We start from the raw sequence: 16260 nt of genomic DNA, 5'->3' as shown, positions 1-16260 counted from the left end.
AGATGAATACCCCCGTACTGATATTGATTTTTAACAGGAAAGCAAAATCACTGGAGCTTATCAGGCACCTGCGTGCGGTGAAACCCCGCCGCATATATATTGCAGCCGATGGCCCCAGAGACAATCGCCCGGAAGAAACCCTGCAATGTGAAACGACCAGGAATGCAGTACTGGAAGCCATCGACTGGACCTGCCAGATAACCACCCTCTTCCGCACCGGTAACCTCGGTTGCGGAAAGGCCGTCAGCAGCGCTATCAGCTGGTTCTTTGAGCAGGAAGAAGAAGGTATTATCCTGGAAGATGATTGCATGCCAGCCCCCAGCTTCTTTGATTTCTGTACCAATATGCTCCACCACTACCGGCAAGACCAGTACGTCATGCATATCAATGGCAGCAACTTTCAGTTTGGCAATCAACGCGGAAATGCCTCCTATTACTATTCCCGCATGGCACACATCTGGGGATGGGCCACCTGGCGCCGCGCATGGAAATACTACGACTTTTCCCTTTCCAGATACAAACACCATACTACAACAGGACTCAGCAGAACACTCCTGCACGACTACCACTGGATAATGAACGGCAAGCTCGATACCTGGGACGTGCAGTGGTTCCTCTCCGTATGGTTCAACAAAGGATGGGTCATCGCCCCAAATGTAAGCATGGTACGTAATATCGGATATGATGCCGAAAGCACCCACACCCAGCGGATACCACCCTGGTTCAGCAAAATCGCTTACGGCGAAATCACCGATATCGTACATCCGCAGAAAAGATCAATAGACCAGGAAGCAGACAACTACGCCAGTAAGGTCATGTTTTCGCCCAGCAGGACTTACCTGGTGGTACGTGATTTTATCAAAACAAGCCCCCGGCTGATGAAGTTATATACGCGACTGACAACAAAATAATTCATTGTGGAGACAACAGTATTAGATCTGAAAAGCAGTAACCTCTTCGTGGAGGTATTCAAGGAAATGATGCCACTCATCATTGCCCTGACATTGCTGTATCTCTACTATAAAAAGCGTATCAACATCATCGACATGCTGCTGTATGCCTTTGCCACAGAGGCTTACACTATGATCTACATAGGCCCCACCTTTAGCTCTTCCTTCTTCATTGCCATGTTTATTATGGCAGATCAGCTACACCAGCTGCTGACAGGCAGACTATACATCCGGAATTCGTACCTCTGGCTGTTACTACTACCATTGATTTTGCAGATAATGGTGATGATGATCACCGCATTTTATAAAAATCCTTTTGAATGGCAGGGCAGCGGCATGAGCTTCTACCTGCGTCCATTATATTTTTATATAAAGACATATCTGCCGATGTTTGCCATTGGCTCAAAGATAGTACAGGACAGGCATTCACTATCCTTCGACGCCTTCTGTAACACAATGATGCGCATCGCCGTTTTCTCCTGCTGGATGGGCGTCATTCAGCTGTTTGTACTCGTTGTACTGAAAAACCAGATACTGGGACAGCTGCTGGGCTTGCAGGAAAGATATATGTACCAGCAAATAAACGGACCACTGGGAATTCGCATCCAGGCGCTGTTTGCCGAACCAAAGGTATTCAGTGCGTTTATGTCCGTCACCATTCCCATCTTCTTATACAACAGAAAATACAGGTACGCCTTATGGGCTTTTATGATGGCCACCATCACCTCTTCACAAACTTTCTGGACCAATATACTCAGTGCCGGCATTGTATTTCTGCTGCTGTACCGCTGGCCGGTGGTCAGACTCAAAATACTGACGAGTCTGGGTATAATCGTTGGTATGTTTATGATGGTGGCAGGCATGAAAGATACGCTGATGAAACTCTACCTGAAAAACAGGAACCAACCAGTATACCAGATGTTGCTGGAGCGTTCCGTAGACAGGTACGATACCAAATACTGGCAACAGGACAACGTATACCTGGGTATTCCGTTGCAGCGCGACATGGAGTTACCCATCGTTAACTTCCTGCAGGACAACCCCTATTTGCTGGCCACCGGCTATGGCCCGGGAAACAGTATGTTCATTCCGGCGAGTTACTTTGACGGGAACCTGCGGTATGAAAACCGTTTCGAAGGCGTTGGCGGTCATAACCTCAACATGCGATGGTTTTATGTGCTGGCAGAATTCGGATTGATCGGCCTGATTTTTATTTTCTGGCTGGTTACCAGATCACGACCCGGATTACCATTATTTCAAAAAAACTACCTGGTATTTATCGCCGTATGTTTCTTTTTTAGTCAGATAGATTTATTTCTGTTGATGACCTCTTTATTATGTGTATATGGAGAAGTATCGCCATCTATGCATAGCGAAGAAGCTATCACTGCACTGGCTTAATTGTTATGAATATCTATTTGGACAATATCGTTTTCAGCATTCAGCAGGCAGGCGGGGTATCTGCCTACTGGTATGAACTATTGAAGGGTATCTGCAATAGCGGGCAGCGTGTATCCTTTCTGAATACCCGGCTTACCGCGGATAATGTTTTTGAGCAACAGTTACAATACAACGATTATCCATGTATCCGGGAAAGCAAACTACCGGCGGGTCTGCTGCGGTACCTCCCGCTGCGGTATACTTTGCCGGCAGGCGCCATATATCATGCAGGCTATATGCGGGTATCTCCCCAGAAAAATATACTGAACATACTCACCGTGCATGACTTTGCACATGAGCGTAAGCTGGCCACACGTTTTCCGAGAGGGTTATTCAATACCACCCAGAAAGCCTATGGCATCAGGAAGGCAGATGGAATCATCTGTATTTCTGAAAGTACCAGGAGTGAACTATATCATTTCTATCCGCAGGCACGCGCAGCCAGCGTCAGCGTGATACACCACGGCATAGGCAGCGACTTTTCCGTGATGGATAAACGCTCCTGGCCATCGGTGCTGGCAAAGAAAAATATTCCGGCGTACGTGTTGTATGTGGGCGCCAGAAACTATTATAAACATTTCAACACCGCAGTACAGGCGCTGGCGTTGTTACCGGAAAATTACCACCTGGTAGCTGTTGGTGGTGGGGCCACATCAGCAACAGAAAATGCGCTGCTGAAAAAATTGCTGCCAGGCAGGCACCATCTGCTGCCGGTAGTTAGTAAAGAAACACTGAACCACTTGTATAATCAGGCCTTTTGCCTGCTCTACCCTTCTGTTTACGAAGGCTTTGGATTTCCTCCGGGAGAAGCCATGAAGGCCGGTTGCCCGGTAGTTGCCTGTAACCGCACTTCCATTCCGGAAGTTGTAGGCGATGCCGGCATACTTGCAGACGAGCCTTTGCCGGAAGTTTTTGCCTTCCGCATACAGGAACTGGAACAAGACAGTTACCGGCAACGGCTGATCAGCAAAGGACTGGCCAGAGTACAGCAATTTACCTGGGAAAAAACAGTGGCATCTACATTACACTTCTATCAAAATTGTTGGCAAAAAAAGTTTGCAAGATGAACCTGATATTTAAAATGGCAGATGCAGCACGGGTGATGCTACAATCAGGCAAAGGCCTGGGCGGATTGCTACGGAACGGGGCCTCTGTAGCCTCCACACAGATCATGCACAACTGCGGGCATTACATCTCCCAACTAAACACCATCATCGATGTTGGCGCAAACAAGGGACAGTTTGCACTCGCAGCAGCGTATAAATTTCCACACGCCAAAGTACTTTCCTTTGAGCCACTGCCGGATGCTTATAAATCATTGCAACAAAATACCAGAAAATCTGCCCGGATCAGCGCCTTCAATTATGCGCTAGGCAGCAATGATGGCCAGCTGGCATTTTATAGCAACGAATATTCCCATGCCAGTTCCGCACTGCAAGTCAGTGAAACACTCATAGCACTGGAACCTGGCACTGCAAATGCAGTATTAACACAGGTACCGGTAAAGCGACTGGATACTGTGTTACAACAGCTGCCCGTCAATGGCCCCGTACTTTTAAAAATGGACGTGCAGGGCTTTGAGAAAGAGGTACTATCCGGCGCTGGCAATAGCCTGCAACAAATAGACTACCTCCTTTTTGAAACCAGTTTTGTACCCCTTTACAAAGGAGAACCCCTGTTTGATGAAATGCACCATTTTGTCAAATCGCTTGGCTTCGAGTTTATCGCACCTGTAGGATTCCTGCAATCTGGAAAGTTGCAAATCCTGCAAATGGACCTGCTATACAAGAAAAGGTGATGGATTGACTCACGCGGTTACAGTAGCGTCGATTTGTTAACTTTTTAGGTGTTGTTTTATGAAACTCATTGTTCAAAGGCCCATGCTCTTTCGCCAGCTGGCAGACTGCATCGTGCTAACATGCGCATTCCTGTTTTCCCAGGAAATGGTGGTGTTGCTTAAACATCCGGCCATGGCCCAACCCGCCAACCTTTGGCTGTTGCTGATCAGCCAGGTCACCTGGCTGCTTACCGGCCAATATAGTACTCATCTATATGATGATTTCAGGTCGAGGCCATTCTCCTACGAATTTATGGCCATCACCAAAACACTGCTGCTGCACGTATGTATACTTACATTCGTGGGCTTCTATTTCTTTAAACACTTATACTCGCCCCGGCTGTTTATCGGCATTTATACTACCAGCATATATATCATCATGCTGGTAACAAAACTGCTGATCAAAAAAATGCTGGTAAAACTCCGCTCCTATGGTCTCAATAAAAAAAATATCCTGATCATAGGCGCCGGTGAAACCGGGCAGAATTTTCTGCAAACCATTTCTGCCAACGACCATTACGGCTACCAATGTGTAGGCTTTGTCGACATTGCCCCAAATGAAGCTGTCAACGGAAAATACCTCGGCAATATATCTGACCTTACCCGGATTTTTGAAAAACATGAAATTGATGATGTAGTACTGGCATTGCCGCAGAGTACCAGGGAAGAAAGGGAACATATCATCGTTACCAGCGAACAGGCAGCCAAGAGGGTAAAAATCATCGCCGACTGCCACCAGCATTGCAGCAGTATGGTTAAAATGAGCTTATTCGGACACTTCCCGCTGATCAGCATACGTACCACCCCGCTGGATGATGCCGGCATACAGCAGCTGAAACGCGCTTTTGATATACTTTTTACGGTGGTCATGATGGCTGCTTTTTCCTGGCTGTTTCTGCTGATCGCCGTACTGATAAAATTAACGTCGGCCGGCCCGGTGATATACCGCCAGGAAAGATGGGGACTGAAAAACAAGCGTATGGTCATCTATAAGTTCAGGACCATGCGTGTCAACTGCGAGGAAATAGGCACCAGTGGCGAATACCTCCAGGCTGAGCGCAACGATCCCAGGGTAACAAAAATCGGGAAGATATTGCGCAAAACAAACCTCGATGAACTGCCACAGTTCTTTAATGTTTTACGTGGAGAAATGTCGTTTGTAGGTCCGCGCCCACATTGTACCCCCATGCATGTAGAAATGCAGAAAACCGTGAAACACTATATGCTGCGTCACCAGGTGAAACCCGGTATCACCGGCTGGGCACAGATCAACGGCTGCCGTGGCGAATGCAAGTCATTGCTGGAGCAACAGAAACGAATCAACCTGGATATCTGGTATATAGAAAATTATAGTATCTGGTTAGATATACAAATCGTATTTCAGACGATCGTAAATATGATCAGGGGAGATAAAAATGCATTCTGATGGCCACACGTATTTTATTGATCAGCGGGTATTTTTCGCCGGAGCCCAGCGGCATTGGCAAATACAACGGAGAGCTCATGGAATGGCTTGCTGCCAGAGGCTATGAGTGCAGTGTTATTACATCCTATCCTTCTTACCCGCAATGGAAGGTGGCGCCGGAATATCAACATAAAAAATATTACTACTCCAATGAAATACATGCTGTTGGCAATCAGTCAGCCATCCATGTTTTCCGCTGCCCGATGTACGTACCTGCAAAGCCAAGCGGGAGCCGGAGAGTATTACAGGATATCAGTTTCTACGCTTCTGCCACCCTGCGGCTTGTGCCCCTCCTGTTTGGCAAAAAATATGATGTAGTACTGATAGTATCACCCGCCTTTCACCTTGGCCTGCTGGGCTTTTGGTATAAACTCACCAGAAAGGCCACCTTCCTCTACCATATTCAGGACATGCAGATAGAAGCAGCCCGGGATTTAGGTATGATTAAGTCCAGATGGTTATTACAGCAAATGTTTTCTATAGAGAAATTCATTTTCAGAAAGGCTGACATGGTCAGCAGCATTTCCCCGCAGATGGTGGCCAGTATTGCCGGAAAAGCCGGAAAACAGGTAAACCTGTTTCCTAACTGGGTCGATACTTCGTTGTTTTATCCACTGTCAGACAAAGCACCGCTAAAACAGAAATTCGGACAGGAGGCTGGTAGCAAGATCATTTTGTACAGCGGCGCCATCGGCGAAAAACAGGGACTGGAACATGTGCTGGAAGTGGCCATGCGCCTGCATAACGATCAAAAGATACGCTTTATCATCTGTGGTTCCGGACCTTATGCCCAAACACTGGCAGAAAAAGCAAAGGCTGCACGCCTCAGCAATATCAGCTTCCTGCCCTTACAACCTGCAGCTACTTTCAACGAATTTTTAAATATGGCAGATGTACACCTGGTACTACAAAAAGGTAAGGCCAGCGACCTGGTACTACCTTCCAAACTCACTACCATACTGGCTGTAGGTGGCGTAAGCGTTATCACAGCCAATGCAGGCACCACACTTTATGACCTTGTGAGAGAGCACCAGGTAGGTATCAGCGTAAACGCGGATGATACCGATGCCTTGGAAGCCGGAATCAGACAGGCATTAGACAGTGAGCACAGTAAAATTTCCAGTAATGCCAGGCAATATGCGGAACAATACCTCGGCGTAAATGGGATTATGCAGCAATTTGAGCAGGATATATTATCAGCATAGGTCTTTTCGTACTGCCACTATATTCTGGAAACAGAATATTTCGTAGTGTACCGGATGATAGATACCCAGGGATAGTGGGCCATCCGGCAACAAACGGAAGAAGTCATAATTGGGAAGCAGGTCAATAATATCTTTAAAGAATGTTTTGGATATGACATTCATTTCATTAAACTCCAGCTGGATAACATCAATTTTCCCCGCCCTGATGGCCTGAGTGGCGCCCTGGAGCACGTTGCGTTCATGCCCTTCCGTATCTATTTTCAACAGGGCAATTTTATCGATATCGTTAGTAGCAATAAATTCGTCCAGGGTGGTCATGGAAATGCGGATTTCTTCTGCCATGCCATGGTGCAGCGTTTCTATTACTTCCTTATACATACTGGCATGTTCAGAGCCTTCCTGTCCGTCATAATCATATATTACGGTATCCGATGATGCTTCGCCGGCGCCCAGGCAAACAGGCGTAAAGTTTCTTTTTTCGGCGATATCTTTGAGTTTAAGGTAAGTTTTCGGATGGGGCTCAAATGCAAAAATAGGCAGGTTTATCTGCGCATCACGGAGCATGGCTGAATAGTGACCAACATTAGCACCGATGTCCAATATCACACCACTGTTCAGCAGTTTACGGGCCTGCAGGAAACGAATGAAGGCTTTCTCTCCCGTCACATAATCATTTTCACTGTTTCTCAGGCCCAGCCCGAACATGCTCAGCTTATACATAAAGAGATGTATCGGGTAAAATGCTTTCCTCACCAGCAGAAAAACAAAAACATTTTTGACAGATCTCCCTACCCTGTTCATAGCAAACGCATTTATAGGAAAGTTAAGGATAAGCAGCATGAAAACCCTGTTCATTTTGTTCATTCAAATACTTTTAATATCGACAAATGAACAGCATGTATCGACAAAAAAAACGAAACAGATGACGGCTATCACCATTTAACTGACAACAAAACATTATTAAATTAAACGTCAGAGACTGCTCATTTTTCTACATACCGGGGCATACCTCACCCAATTTTTCGTACAGGCATAACCATTGGAAATACGCCCCTGCAGGCACCTGTCAACAGGGGCTATCTCCCTGATAATAAATAACTACGCGATCTTCTCTCTTTAAAAAAATAACCAGTGGTATACTAATTGCCTGTTATTAGCCAATAATATTCTGTAACCAAAAACCATCTTTATGAGGTCTTTATTGAAAATCTGTTGCGCTGTGTTATTAACAGCATTTGTGATTGCTTCCTGTAGCAAGAGTACAGACCCTGCTGACGTAGATATATTTGCAGGGACATTCAAAGGGAGTGTAGCCTACACCGATAGTGGCACCAATATTCAGCAGGACAACGGCAGTGTATTTGTTACGAAGGTAGGTACACAGTATAATTTCAAATTTTCAGACAACATTCCCGCATTGACAGGTGTTGAGTTTGAAAAGAAAGATGATAATACCATGGTAAACATTGGCGCCAATGGAACAGGGCTTATCACTATTAATAAAGATAAGCTGGTCATAGGTTTTACCAGGGATGGAAAAACCTGGACCGCCAACTGTAACAGGTAAACCTATACGAAGATGACCAGCTGTTATTATTTTTGTCTGAATAAATAATAACAGCTGGTCATCTTTAATAAGATCTTCCGGCCTGATAATGACCGCATTTTGCTTTAAGTTTTTTTAAGTAGAAAAAAGATATCCGGTACCGTTAGTGATTAACATATACAAAACATAATCCATGTCTCAATTTTGTGACATTTGTACTATATTCGTTTATGTAACTTACAGGGAGTTTGACAGGCACCCGCTTACAAAAAGCTAAATCATTGGTGCACCTGTCCCTGAACCCTGAATATAAATGCTGTTAGCCGATACGATCATTGTTGTGATAATGCCTCAATAAAAAATGTTCAGAGAATGATATCACGTAGCTGGCAGGCTATTCTTTTCTGCTAAAGCATTGGGATTAAATAGTAAAATCGATAATTAGTACTCATCATATGACTCATTCATTTTTAATGATTGGCCAGTCCAATATGGCGGGCCGTGGTTTTACAGCCGAGGTACCGGCTATCCTGGACGAAGGCATCAAAGTACTTCGGAACGGTCGCTGGCAAACCATGACAGAACCCGTTAACTACGACCGTCCGGTTGCTGGTGTTAGTCTGGCTGTTTCTTTTGCAGCCGCATTACGGCACAGCAACCCACAGGCGGCGGTAGGCCTTATCCCTTGCGCCGATGGCGGCAGCAGCATCGACGAATGGGCTGTAGATGGACCATTGTTTGAAAATGCCGTTACCCAGGCACGCCTGGCCATGCGTGACAGCACCCTGGCGGGTATACTCTGGCATCAGGGCGAGGCTGACAGTCTGCCCGGAAATGCAGAACGTTATACCAGCAAGTTTGGCCCCGTAATAGCAGCACTGAGAGCTGCACTGAACGCACCTGCAATACCGCTGATCGTGGGAGGTCTGGGCGACTTCCTTGTAAAGGGCACCTATGGTAAAGTGTTTTCCTCCTACCAGGTAGTCAACGACCAGCTCTTGCAATATGCGGAATCTCAGCCCCATTGCTACTTTGCGACAGCTGCGGGCCTCACGGCCAATCCGGATTATATTCATTTCAATGCGGCTTCCCTCCGGCTATTTGGTATACGTTACGCAGAGGCCTTCACAAAGCAGCAGCAAATCACGGCGCCATTGCCTTTTGAAAGTGCCGTGCTGGAAACCATCTATAACAGGGAGATGACCGTTGCGGAAAAAACCTTTGAGCTGCAACTTAAATTCGCTCATGGAAAAATCTCTGTAACCACCTTCCAGCAAGAATTGGAACAACTACAACCTCTATAAACCATATTAAAAAAGGATGGGCCAGATGGCCCATCCTTTTTTGCTTTTGTCAAGCTATTTCAATTATTTTTTATCGGCGATCAGCTTCATGACGTATTCCATCTGCGTATCCTTTTTGTTCATGTAGTCGTCGAAGGTCTGCCATACCTCATGGTCAGGCATTGTTCCGCGGCCTTCCGGCTGGTCGGGCTTTACGGGTGCGTCCTGTACTACGTAAACAATAGAGAACTGTGTTTTGATTTTGGAATTGGGTAATTCATAAACCAGTGGCGAGTGACCGTTATGGCCATAGTATCCGCCCACCGTTTCAACGCCAACGATGGTGACGTTTCTGGCATAGGCTTTCACCAGTGATGCCAGGTGAGAAGCCGCAGAAGCTGTGTACTCATCAGCCAACAGGTACAGGTGTCCTTTATAGGCAGGCTGTTTAGGGTTGTACACAGGGTTCATTACCTGGTTCTGTTTACTTCTCCCGTTGCTGTAAGGCAGGTAGTTTTCGTTCAGGAATTTATGTCCGTAGGCAATATCTGCCGAATCGAAGCGCTTTCCGGTGCTTATTCCCCAGAAATACTGCATAAAAGGAATGGAATCACGGTTAAAGGAGATATATGCCTCATCGTTTTCCTTAAATGGATGGTCCGTGAGGTACATCATCGGCTGTTCGAAGGTAGGGTCGCTGCCACCGGGATTGCTTCGGATGTCCAGGATGAGATTAGGAACCGCGTTTTTGTCCAGCTGCTGGAAAACGCTGTCGATAAACCGCTGGTATACCGGAAAGCGGGGATCATCGGCATCGTCGGCCATGGTGAAGATGCGGAGACTGAGCAGGCCGGTAGCGGCATCTTTCATGCGGAAGCTATATTTAGGCTGCACATTATAGTCGATGGTACTATCTACCGCTGCGCTGTAGCGGCTTACCTGGTTTTTCTTGCGTTCGTCGAGGGTTACCGCTGCCAGTGTAGCCGTTTTCACGTCCTGCGTATATGGCGGAGTAAAAGTTACTTTAAAGCTATCATGCAAGCCATATTCCAGGAGATATCTCACCCCATAGGCACGGTTAACACTACCGGATAACTTTTCGGTAACGGTATAGCCATCGGCAGTTAAGTACTTATAGAAAGAATGCATTAGTGCAGTATCCGAAACGCCATTGATACTGAGAATACGGGAACCTGCCGGGATTTCGGCCGTCTGGTTATTGAAAATCATTTTCCCCTGGATATACTTCAGGTCGTAGGGGAAATAGCCTTTCTGGCGGTTAAGGAAGCCGAATAAATCTGCTGCCGGCTCCGTATAGTTATGGCAGCTGCCTTCGAAATCAGAGAGTTGCAGAATGATTTTATAGAATTCCGTTGTACGTACAGGCTTTTTCGTTGCATTTATTGCCCAGTTGTAGATGCTGTCTATCTGTTTTTTGGTATAATAGCGATATAGTCCGGAATTGGTTTTCTCCCGGATATCGCGGAATACCTTCAGGTCCGCCTGCATCTGGCGCGGCGTGAGCATTTTGTTGTAGATTTTCAGGCTGTCTGCCGCAGACAAAGGTTTGGTTTGGGCTGCCGAGAATAATGCAGGGAGTTGGGTCAGCACAGTAAAAAATAAAAAGCGTCTCATAAGTTTCCGCCCGCAGGCGCTGATTTGATTGAATCCACAAGCTACGAAACTATTCACTGAAGCGCAAATACTATCCTTTCACGCGCCAGAACCCAATACAGTAGCGGATTTTATTAAAAATACAGAAATAATCGTTGCAACATCTTATATTTGACCCTTATGCGAACATATCCCGGAGATGAAAAAACCAGGCTGAAAGGCTGTTTTTAATCAATGGTATTATACCCAAAAGGTGCGGCTATAAATTACGTTTATACTATCATGAATCAATATAACGGATACATATACCTATCGATCATCTGCCTGGAAAAAACAATAAAAGCGCAAAAGTAAATACCTGAGACAGGGATGTCTGGATTTACTGCTGTTATTTTTCGTTAACTGATAAAATTTTTTGTAATTTAAAGATTGCCTGTGCACGTATTCACTTATACAACCTGGTTTTAAATAATATATCAGCCCGACAAAAGATAACAATTAGTTAAATTTAAAAGCGAACGAACGGTTTAAAAATTAATAATTTTCCCCTGACAATTTGAAGGTTATGCTGAAAATTTCAGAAGTAGGCCTATACAACTACCTGACCTGGAAACAAACGCCGGGCCTGAAGGAGAACGTAAAACTTATGACAGTGAAAAGAGGTAAGCAATTGTATGATACCTCACATAAGTATACAGATATCTATGAGATCATCAGTGGCGCTGTGAAGCTGGGTGGTGTTTCCGGAAAGGGCCGTGAATATATCTATGAACTGGTAACTCCCGGTGAATTTTTTGGCAACCTGGCCATGCTGGGTGGTGATACCTTCAGTGAATTCGGCAAAGCCATTGCCTCCACACAGCTTAGAATTTACAAACCTGCTTTCTTCAAACACCTGATGACCCATGATCCGGAAGTAGCGGCATGGTCATTTGAAAAAATCGTTTACCGCTGGAATAAAACGGAATCCATGCTGGCCAATATCCGTTCCTATGAGCCACGTGAGCGCATCACGCTGCTTTATGAAGAATTGCAGAAAAAAACGATTATGGTAGGCAACAGGGAAATCATTCTCAACAGATTACTCACCCTGCAGGATATTGCCGACCTTACAGGAACCACACGGCAGCTGGCGGCCGATACGCTGAACGCCGTCTGACTCATTTGTTAACCCATACCAGCCTGCTGACCTTTTTCTCTTTAGCCAGTTTTTTTCAAAAGGCTGTAAGATTCTGACACGATTAATATTCAAGTAACTATTTGGTGATCTTCCGTTGACACCACTTGCATTTTCATGCACTTACTTTGCATCTCGAATATGATAAGGGCTTTTCACCAAAACGAACAACCTAAATCAAACTTATGAGGAGCATTATAATACTATGCACGTGTCAGTTCGCACTATACTGTAAATCGTGGGCAAAACCCCATGGCAAAAGCTGGCCATGGAATGCAGACATCTTGCTGCAAAAGGATCTGCACACTACCGCTGTCGATAAAAACAAAAAATAGGCATTTACTGTACCTGGCAATCATCAACCTACAACTTAACAAATAACTATTCATTCCCATACTAAAAGTTGCTCTTATGCTACAAAGGAAAGCATTACTTTTTCTGTTATGCCTGTTTTTATTGCCGCTGGCAATGATGGCACAGGTCACCACCGGATCTGTCACCGGTACCGTTAAAGGTCCGGATGGCAAAGCCATTGAAGGCGCCAGCGTAACACTGGTACACCAGCCTTCCGGCACCAAATACATGAACCGCACCTTAAAGAATGGTGGTTTCACCATCAGCAGCGTTCGCGTAGGCGGCCCTTACCTGTTAAAGATTGATTTTATTGGTTTTAAAACGCAGACTGTAGAAGGTTTCAGCGTAGTACTCGGCGACCCATATGATGTAGTGGTTACCATGGGCGCAGATACCAAAGAACTGGCCGGCGTAACCGTAGCATCTACCGTAAAACGTAAAGGTGCAGTTGAAAAAAGCGGTGCCGCTACCGTGATCGACTCGAGAACACTGGCTGTTATGCCGTCGTTTAACCGTAGTATCACCGACCTCACCAAACTGACGCCGCAATCAGGTGGCAACAACAACACCTTTGCCGGCAGAAGCGGTAACTACAACAACCTGAAAGTAGATGGTGCCAACCTCAACAACAGCTTCGGTCTGAGCACCGACCCGCTGCCAGGTGGTGGCTCTTCTCCTATCTCCCTGGATGCTTTTGACGAAATCTCTGTAAACATCGCACCAGTAGACGTACGCCAGTCGGGCTTCACCGGCGCAGGCATCAACGCCGTTACCAAAAGCGGTACCAACGAATTCCACGGTACCGTTTATGGCTTCTACCGCGACCAGTCTTTCAACGGCCGTAATGTTGGCGACATCAAACTGGATCCTGCCACCTCTTCTTCCAAAAAAACCTATGGCGGAAGCATCGGCGGACCTATCATCAGAAATAAACTCTTCTTCTTTATCAACGGAGAATATGAAGCCAATTCCGGCTCCAGGATCACCAACTATGTAGCTACCGGTAGCACCAACGCAGGAAACGTTTCCTCTACACCATTGGATTCTATGGCCCTGCTGGCAAAATACCTGAAAGATAAATACAACTACGATCCGGGTGTTTATGACAACTACCCTACCGCCGCTAAATCAAACTACAAATACATCGCTAAAGTAGACTGGAACATCAACGAACACCATAAACTGACCGCTAAGTTCAGCGATTTCGTCAGCAATGAAGATCCATCTTCCGTGAATGCCAGCTCTATTATCGGTGGCGGCGGATTTTCACTGCCAGGCACTACTGCCTCTATCTCTACCCTGCCAAACAGCAGGCTGAGTAACAAGTCTATGATTTTCTCCAATTCTGTTTATGGCTTCAAACATACCGTTAGAACCGGTACACTGGAACTGAACAGTAACTACGGTAAAATCTCCAATAGCTTATTACTCACCTCCAGCAAGGTACAGGATACCAGGATCACCAACAGTGCTCCGTTTCCTTTCGTGGAAATCTTCGATGGTACCAATATCGCCCATAACTACATGAGCTTCGGAGTAGAGCCATACAGCTATAACAACGACGTACTCAATAAGGTATGGAGCGTTACAGACAACATCTCTTACTATACCGGTAAACATTCCTTCACTGCAGGCTTCTCCTATGAGTCGCAGCTGGTTGGTAATATGTTCATGCCAGGTGCACAGAGCTATTATATCTACAATTCCCTGAACGATTTCATGACAGATCAGGCGCCTTTATATTACTCCTATGCCTATTCAATGGTACCTGGTAAGAAAGCCGTTTACTCTGCTGAACTGAAATACGGACAAGCTTCTGTATACGCACAGGATGAGATCAAAGTGAACAGCAAGCTGAAAGTAACCGTAGGGTTGCGTGCCGACAAACCTGTATATGTAGAGAAAGCCCTGGAAAATCCAGCTATCACAGCGCTGACATTCCCTGACAAAGATGGCAACATGACCCATTACAATGGTCAGTGGCCGGCAGCAAGACTGAACCTTTCTCCACGCATCGGTGCAAGATGGGACGTATTGGGAGATAAATCACTGATTGTTCGTGGAAGCATGGGTATCTTCAACGGTATGGCGCCATTTGTATGGCTGACCAACATGCCTACCAACTCCGGTATGTACCAGAACAGTGTGGCGTTGAAAAACACCAACCCAGACGACCTGGCACAGCTGCAGAAAATGAAATTCAACCCGCAGATTGATGGATATGCAGATAAGTTCCCTCCAGTGGCTGGTACTTCTATCCCTAGCAACATCGTGATGATTGACAAAAACTTCAAGTTCCCGCAGATTTTCAGAACAGACCTGGCGATCGACAAGAACCTGGGCCATGGCTATAGCTTCACCCTGGAAGGACTGATCACCAAAGATATCAATGCCATCCGTATGCGTAACGCCAACCTGAAAGAGCCTACCGGCGAATTCGCTGGTCCGGATAACAGACCACGTTATGTATCTACCTTAAATACCGATCGTTATATTTATCCTAATATCAGTTCTGCTGTTATCGTAGAAAACACCAACAAAGGTTATTCCTATGCATTCACTGCACAGCTGAACAAAGCCTTTGCAAAAGGTTTCTTTGGTTCTATCGCCTACACCTATACGAAAGCGAAAGATATCTCTGCTAACTCCGGCTCTCAGGCTTATTCCATCTGGAACTCCAACGCTACCGTTGGAACCAGCAACGACCTGGAACTGGCATCATCAGCCTTCGCTACCCGTCACAGAATCGTGAGTATGCTCTCTTACCGTTTCGAATACCTGAAACATGCAGCTACTACCCTCTCCCTGATTTACCAGGGTGCTCCTTCCGGTAACATCACCTACAGGATCAATGGCGACTTAAACGGCGATGGCAACAACCAGGATATGATGTACATACCTAAGACAGGTAAAGAACTGGTATTTGATGCTTACTCTGCTACCGTTAGCGGCGTAACCTACAGCTTCACTGCCGACCAGCAGGCTGCTGCACTGGATAAATTCATCAACAACTCCTCTTACCTGCGCAAACACCGTGGTGGGTATGCAGAAAGAAACGGCGCGATGATGCCCTGGTACAACGATGTATCTGCACGTATCCTCCAGGAGTTTTACATCAAATCCGGCAAAACCAGACATACCCTGCAATTCTCTGCAGATATCCTGAACCTGCCTAACATGCTGAACAAATACTGGGGTATTCAGAAAACAACGACGACCACACAGCCGCTTGCGCTGAGCCGTATTGGTACCGACGGTGTTCCTGTATATAAAATGCAAAATAATAACGGCGTATTATATACAACACCTACACAGAATATCAACAGCGGTACCAGCACCTGGTCTATGCAGATTGGTGCCCGCTATTCTTTCTAATCCATTCATTACGA

12 protein-coding genes are annotated in these 16260 nt (G+C 45.9%); 10 read left to right on the top strand and 2 right to left on the bottom strand.

The window, feature by feature from the left end; genetic code table 11:
* The first annotated feature begins 2 nt into the window (after positions 1 to 2).
* The 6 genes from F3J22_RS13220 to F3J22_RS13195 are packed head-to-tail and all read left to right on the top strand — an operon-like array spanning position 3 to position 6897.
* Positions 3 to 911, top strand: a complete 909-nt coding sequence (locus tag F3J22_RS13220) for a nucleotide-diphospho-sugar transferase (RefSeq protein ID WP_167017862.1) — start codon at positions 3 to 5, stop codon at positions 909 to 911.
* A 6-nt stretch (positions 912 to 917) separates the two neighbouring features.
* On the top strand, positions 918 to 2351 hold the full coding sequence (locus F3J22_RS13215; protein WP_167017860.1) for a hypothetical protein: 1434 nt from the start codon (positions 918 to 920) through the stop codon (positions 2349 to 2351).
* A 5-nt stretch (positions 2352 to 2356) separates the two neighbouring features.
* Positions 2357 to 3457, top strand: coding sequence for a glycosyltransferase family 1 protein (locus F3J22_RS13210; RefSeq protein WP_167017858.1), 1101 nt, complete (start codon positions 2357 to 2359; stop codon positions 3455 to 3457).
* Positions 3454 to 4188 carry an FkbM family methyltransferase gene (locus F3J22_RS13205; RefSeq protein ID WP_167017856.1) on the top strand — a complete coding sequence of 245 codons (735 nt, stop codon included), beginning with the start codon at positions 3454 to 3456 and terminating at the stop codon, positions 4186 to 4188. Before F3J22_RS13210 ends, F3J22_RS13205 begins: the two co-directional genes overlap by 4 nt.
* A gap of 58 nt (positions 4189 to 4246) precedes the next feature.
* Positions 4247 to 5653 (top strand): undecaprenyl-phosphate glucose phosphotransferase, encoded by a 1407-nt coding sequence (locus tag F3J22_RS13200; RefSeq protein ID WP_167017854.1) that lies wholly within the window; start codon positions 4247 to 4249, stop codon positions 5651 to 5653.
* Positions 5653 to 6897: a WcaI family glycosyltransferase gene (locus F3J22_RS13195; protein ID WP_167017852.1), complete on the top strand. Its 1245-nt coding sequence runs from the start codon at positions 5653 to 5655 to the stop codon at positions 6895 to 6897. Before F3J22_RS13200 ends, F3J22_RS13195 begins: the two co-directional genes overlap by 1 nt.
* Here the strand turns inward: F3J22_RS13195 and F3J22_RS13190 are convergent.
* Positions 6889 to 7617 (bottom strand): FkbM family methyltransferase, encoded by a 729-nt coding sequence (locus F3J22_RS13190; RefSeq protein ID WP_240155048.1) that lies wholly within the window; start codon positions 7615 to 7617, stop codon positions 6889 to 6891. The genes F3J22_RS13195 and F3J22_RS13190 overlap by 9 nt on opposite strands.
* 469 nt (positions 7618 to 8086) lie before the next feature.
* Between F3J22_RS13190 and F3J22_RS13185 the strand changes: the two genes are divergently transcribed.
* Together F3J22_RS13185 and F3J22_RS13180 are read left to right on the top strand one after the other, a co-directional pair.
* Positions 8087 to 8464, top strand: a complete 378-nt coding sequence (locus tag F3J22_RS13185) for a hypothetical protein (protein ID WP_167017848.1) — start codon at positions 8087 to 8089, stop codon at positions 8462 to 8464.
* 434 nt (positions 8465 to 8898) lie between these two features.
* Positions 8899 to 9747: a sialate O-acetylesterase gene (locus F3J22_RS13180; RefSeq protein ID WP_167017845.1), complete on the top strand. Its 849-nt coding sequence runs from the start codon at positions 8899 to 8901 to the stop codon at positions 9745 to 9747.
* A 63-nt stretch (positions 9748 to 9810) separates the two neighbouring features.
* Here the strand turns inward: F3J22_RS13180 and F3J22_RS13175 are convergent, their stop codons facing one another.
* Entirely contained in the window at positions 9811 to 11361 is a 1551-nt protein-coding gene (locus F3J22_RS13175; protein WP_167017843.1) for a S41 family peptidase, read from the bottom strand.
* A gap of 544 nt (positions 11362 to 11905) precedes the next feature.
* Between F3J22_RS13175 and F3J22_RS13170 the strand changes: the two genes are divergently transcribed.
* Complete coding sequence (locus tag F3J22_RS13170) at positions 11906 to 12499, top strand: Crp/Fnr family transcriptional regulator (RefSeq protein WP_167017841.1); 594 nt, start codon at positions 11906 to 11908, stop codon at positions 12497 to 12499.
* 429 nt (positions 12500 to 12928) lie between these two features.
* A complete protein-coding gene (locus F3J22_RS13165) occupies positions 12929 to 16246 on the top strand; it encodes a TonB-dependent receptor (RefSeq protein WP_167017840.1) in 3318 nt (1105 codons plus the stop codon).
* Positions 16247 to 16260 lie beyond the last annotated feature (14 nt).

Source organism: Chitinophaga sp. Cy-1792, assembly GCF_011752935.1.
In the GTDB taxonomy this organism is placed as follows: Bacteria; Bacteroidota; Bacteroidia; order Chitinophagales; family Chitinophagaceae; genus Chitinophaga.
The sequence above is the reverse complement of the archived record's forward strand: the minus strand, read 5'-3'. Positions and strand labels throughout refer to the sequence as shown.

What these genes read in the sequence shown, in the direction of transcription:
- F3J22_RS13200 (WP_167017854.1), top strand. Translation starts at nt 4,247, where the DNA reads ATGAAACTCATTGTTCAAAGGCCCATGCTCTTTCGCCAGCTGGCAGAC.
- F3J22_RS13220 (WP_167017862.1), top strand. Translation starts at nt 3, where the DNA reads ATGAATACCCCCGTACTGATATTGATTTTTAACAGGAAAGCAAAATCA.
- F3J22_RS13205 (WP_167017856.1), top strand. Translation starts at nt 3,454, where the DNA reads ATGAACCTGATATTTAAAATGGCAGATGCAGCACGGGTGATGCTACAA.
- F3J22_RS13175 (WP_167017843.1), bottom strand. Translation starts at nt 11,361, where the DNA reads ATGAGACGCTTTTTATTTTTTACTGTGCTGACCCAACTCCCTGCATTA.
- F3J22_RS13195 (WP_167017852.1), top strand. Translation starts at nt 5,653, where the DNA reads ATGGCCACACGTATTTTATTGATCAGCGGGTATTTTTCGCCGGAGCCC.
- F3J22_RS13170 (WP_167017841.1), top strand. Translation starts at nt 11,906, where the DNA reads ATGCTGAAAATTTCAGAAGTAGGCCTATACAACTACCTGACCTGGAAA.
- F3J22_RS13210 (WP_167017858.1), top strand. Translation starts at nt 2,357, where the DNA reads ATGAATATCTATTTGGACAATATCGTTTTCAGCATTCAGCAGGCAGGC.
- F3J22_RS13180 (WP_167017845.1), top strand. Translation starts at nt 8,899, where the DNA reads ATGACTCATTCATTTTTAATGATTGGCCAGTCCAATATGGCGGGCCGT.
- F3J22_RS13165 (WP_167017840.1), top strand. Translation starts at nt 12,929, where the DNA reads ATGCTACAAAGGAAAGCATTACTTTTTCTGTTATGCCTGTTTTTATTG.
- F3J22_RS13185 (WP_167017848.1), top strand. Translation starts at nt 8,087, where the DNA reads ATGAGGTCTTTATTGAAAATCTGTTGCGCTGTGTTATTAACAGCATTT.
- F3J22_RS13190 (WP_240155048.1), bottom strand. Translation starts at nt 7,617, where the DNA reads ATGTATAAGCTGAGCATGTTCGGGCTGGGCCTGAGAAACAGTGAAAAT.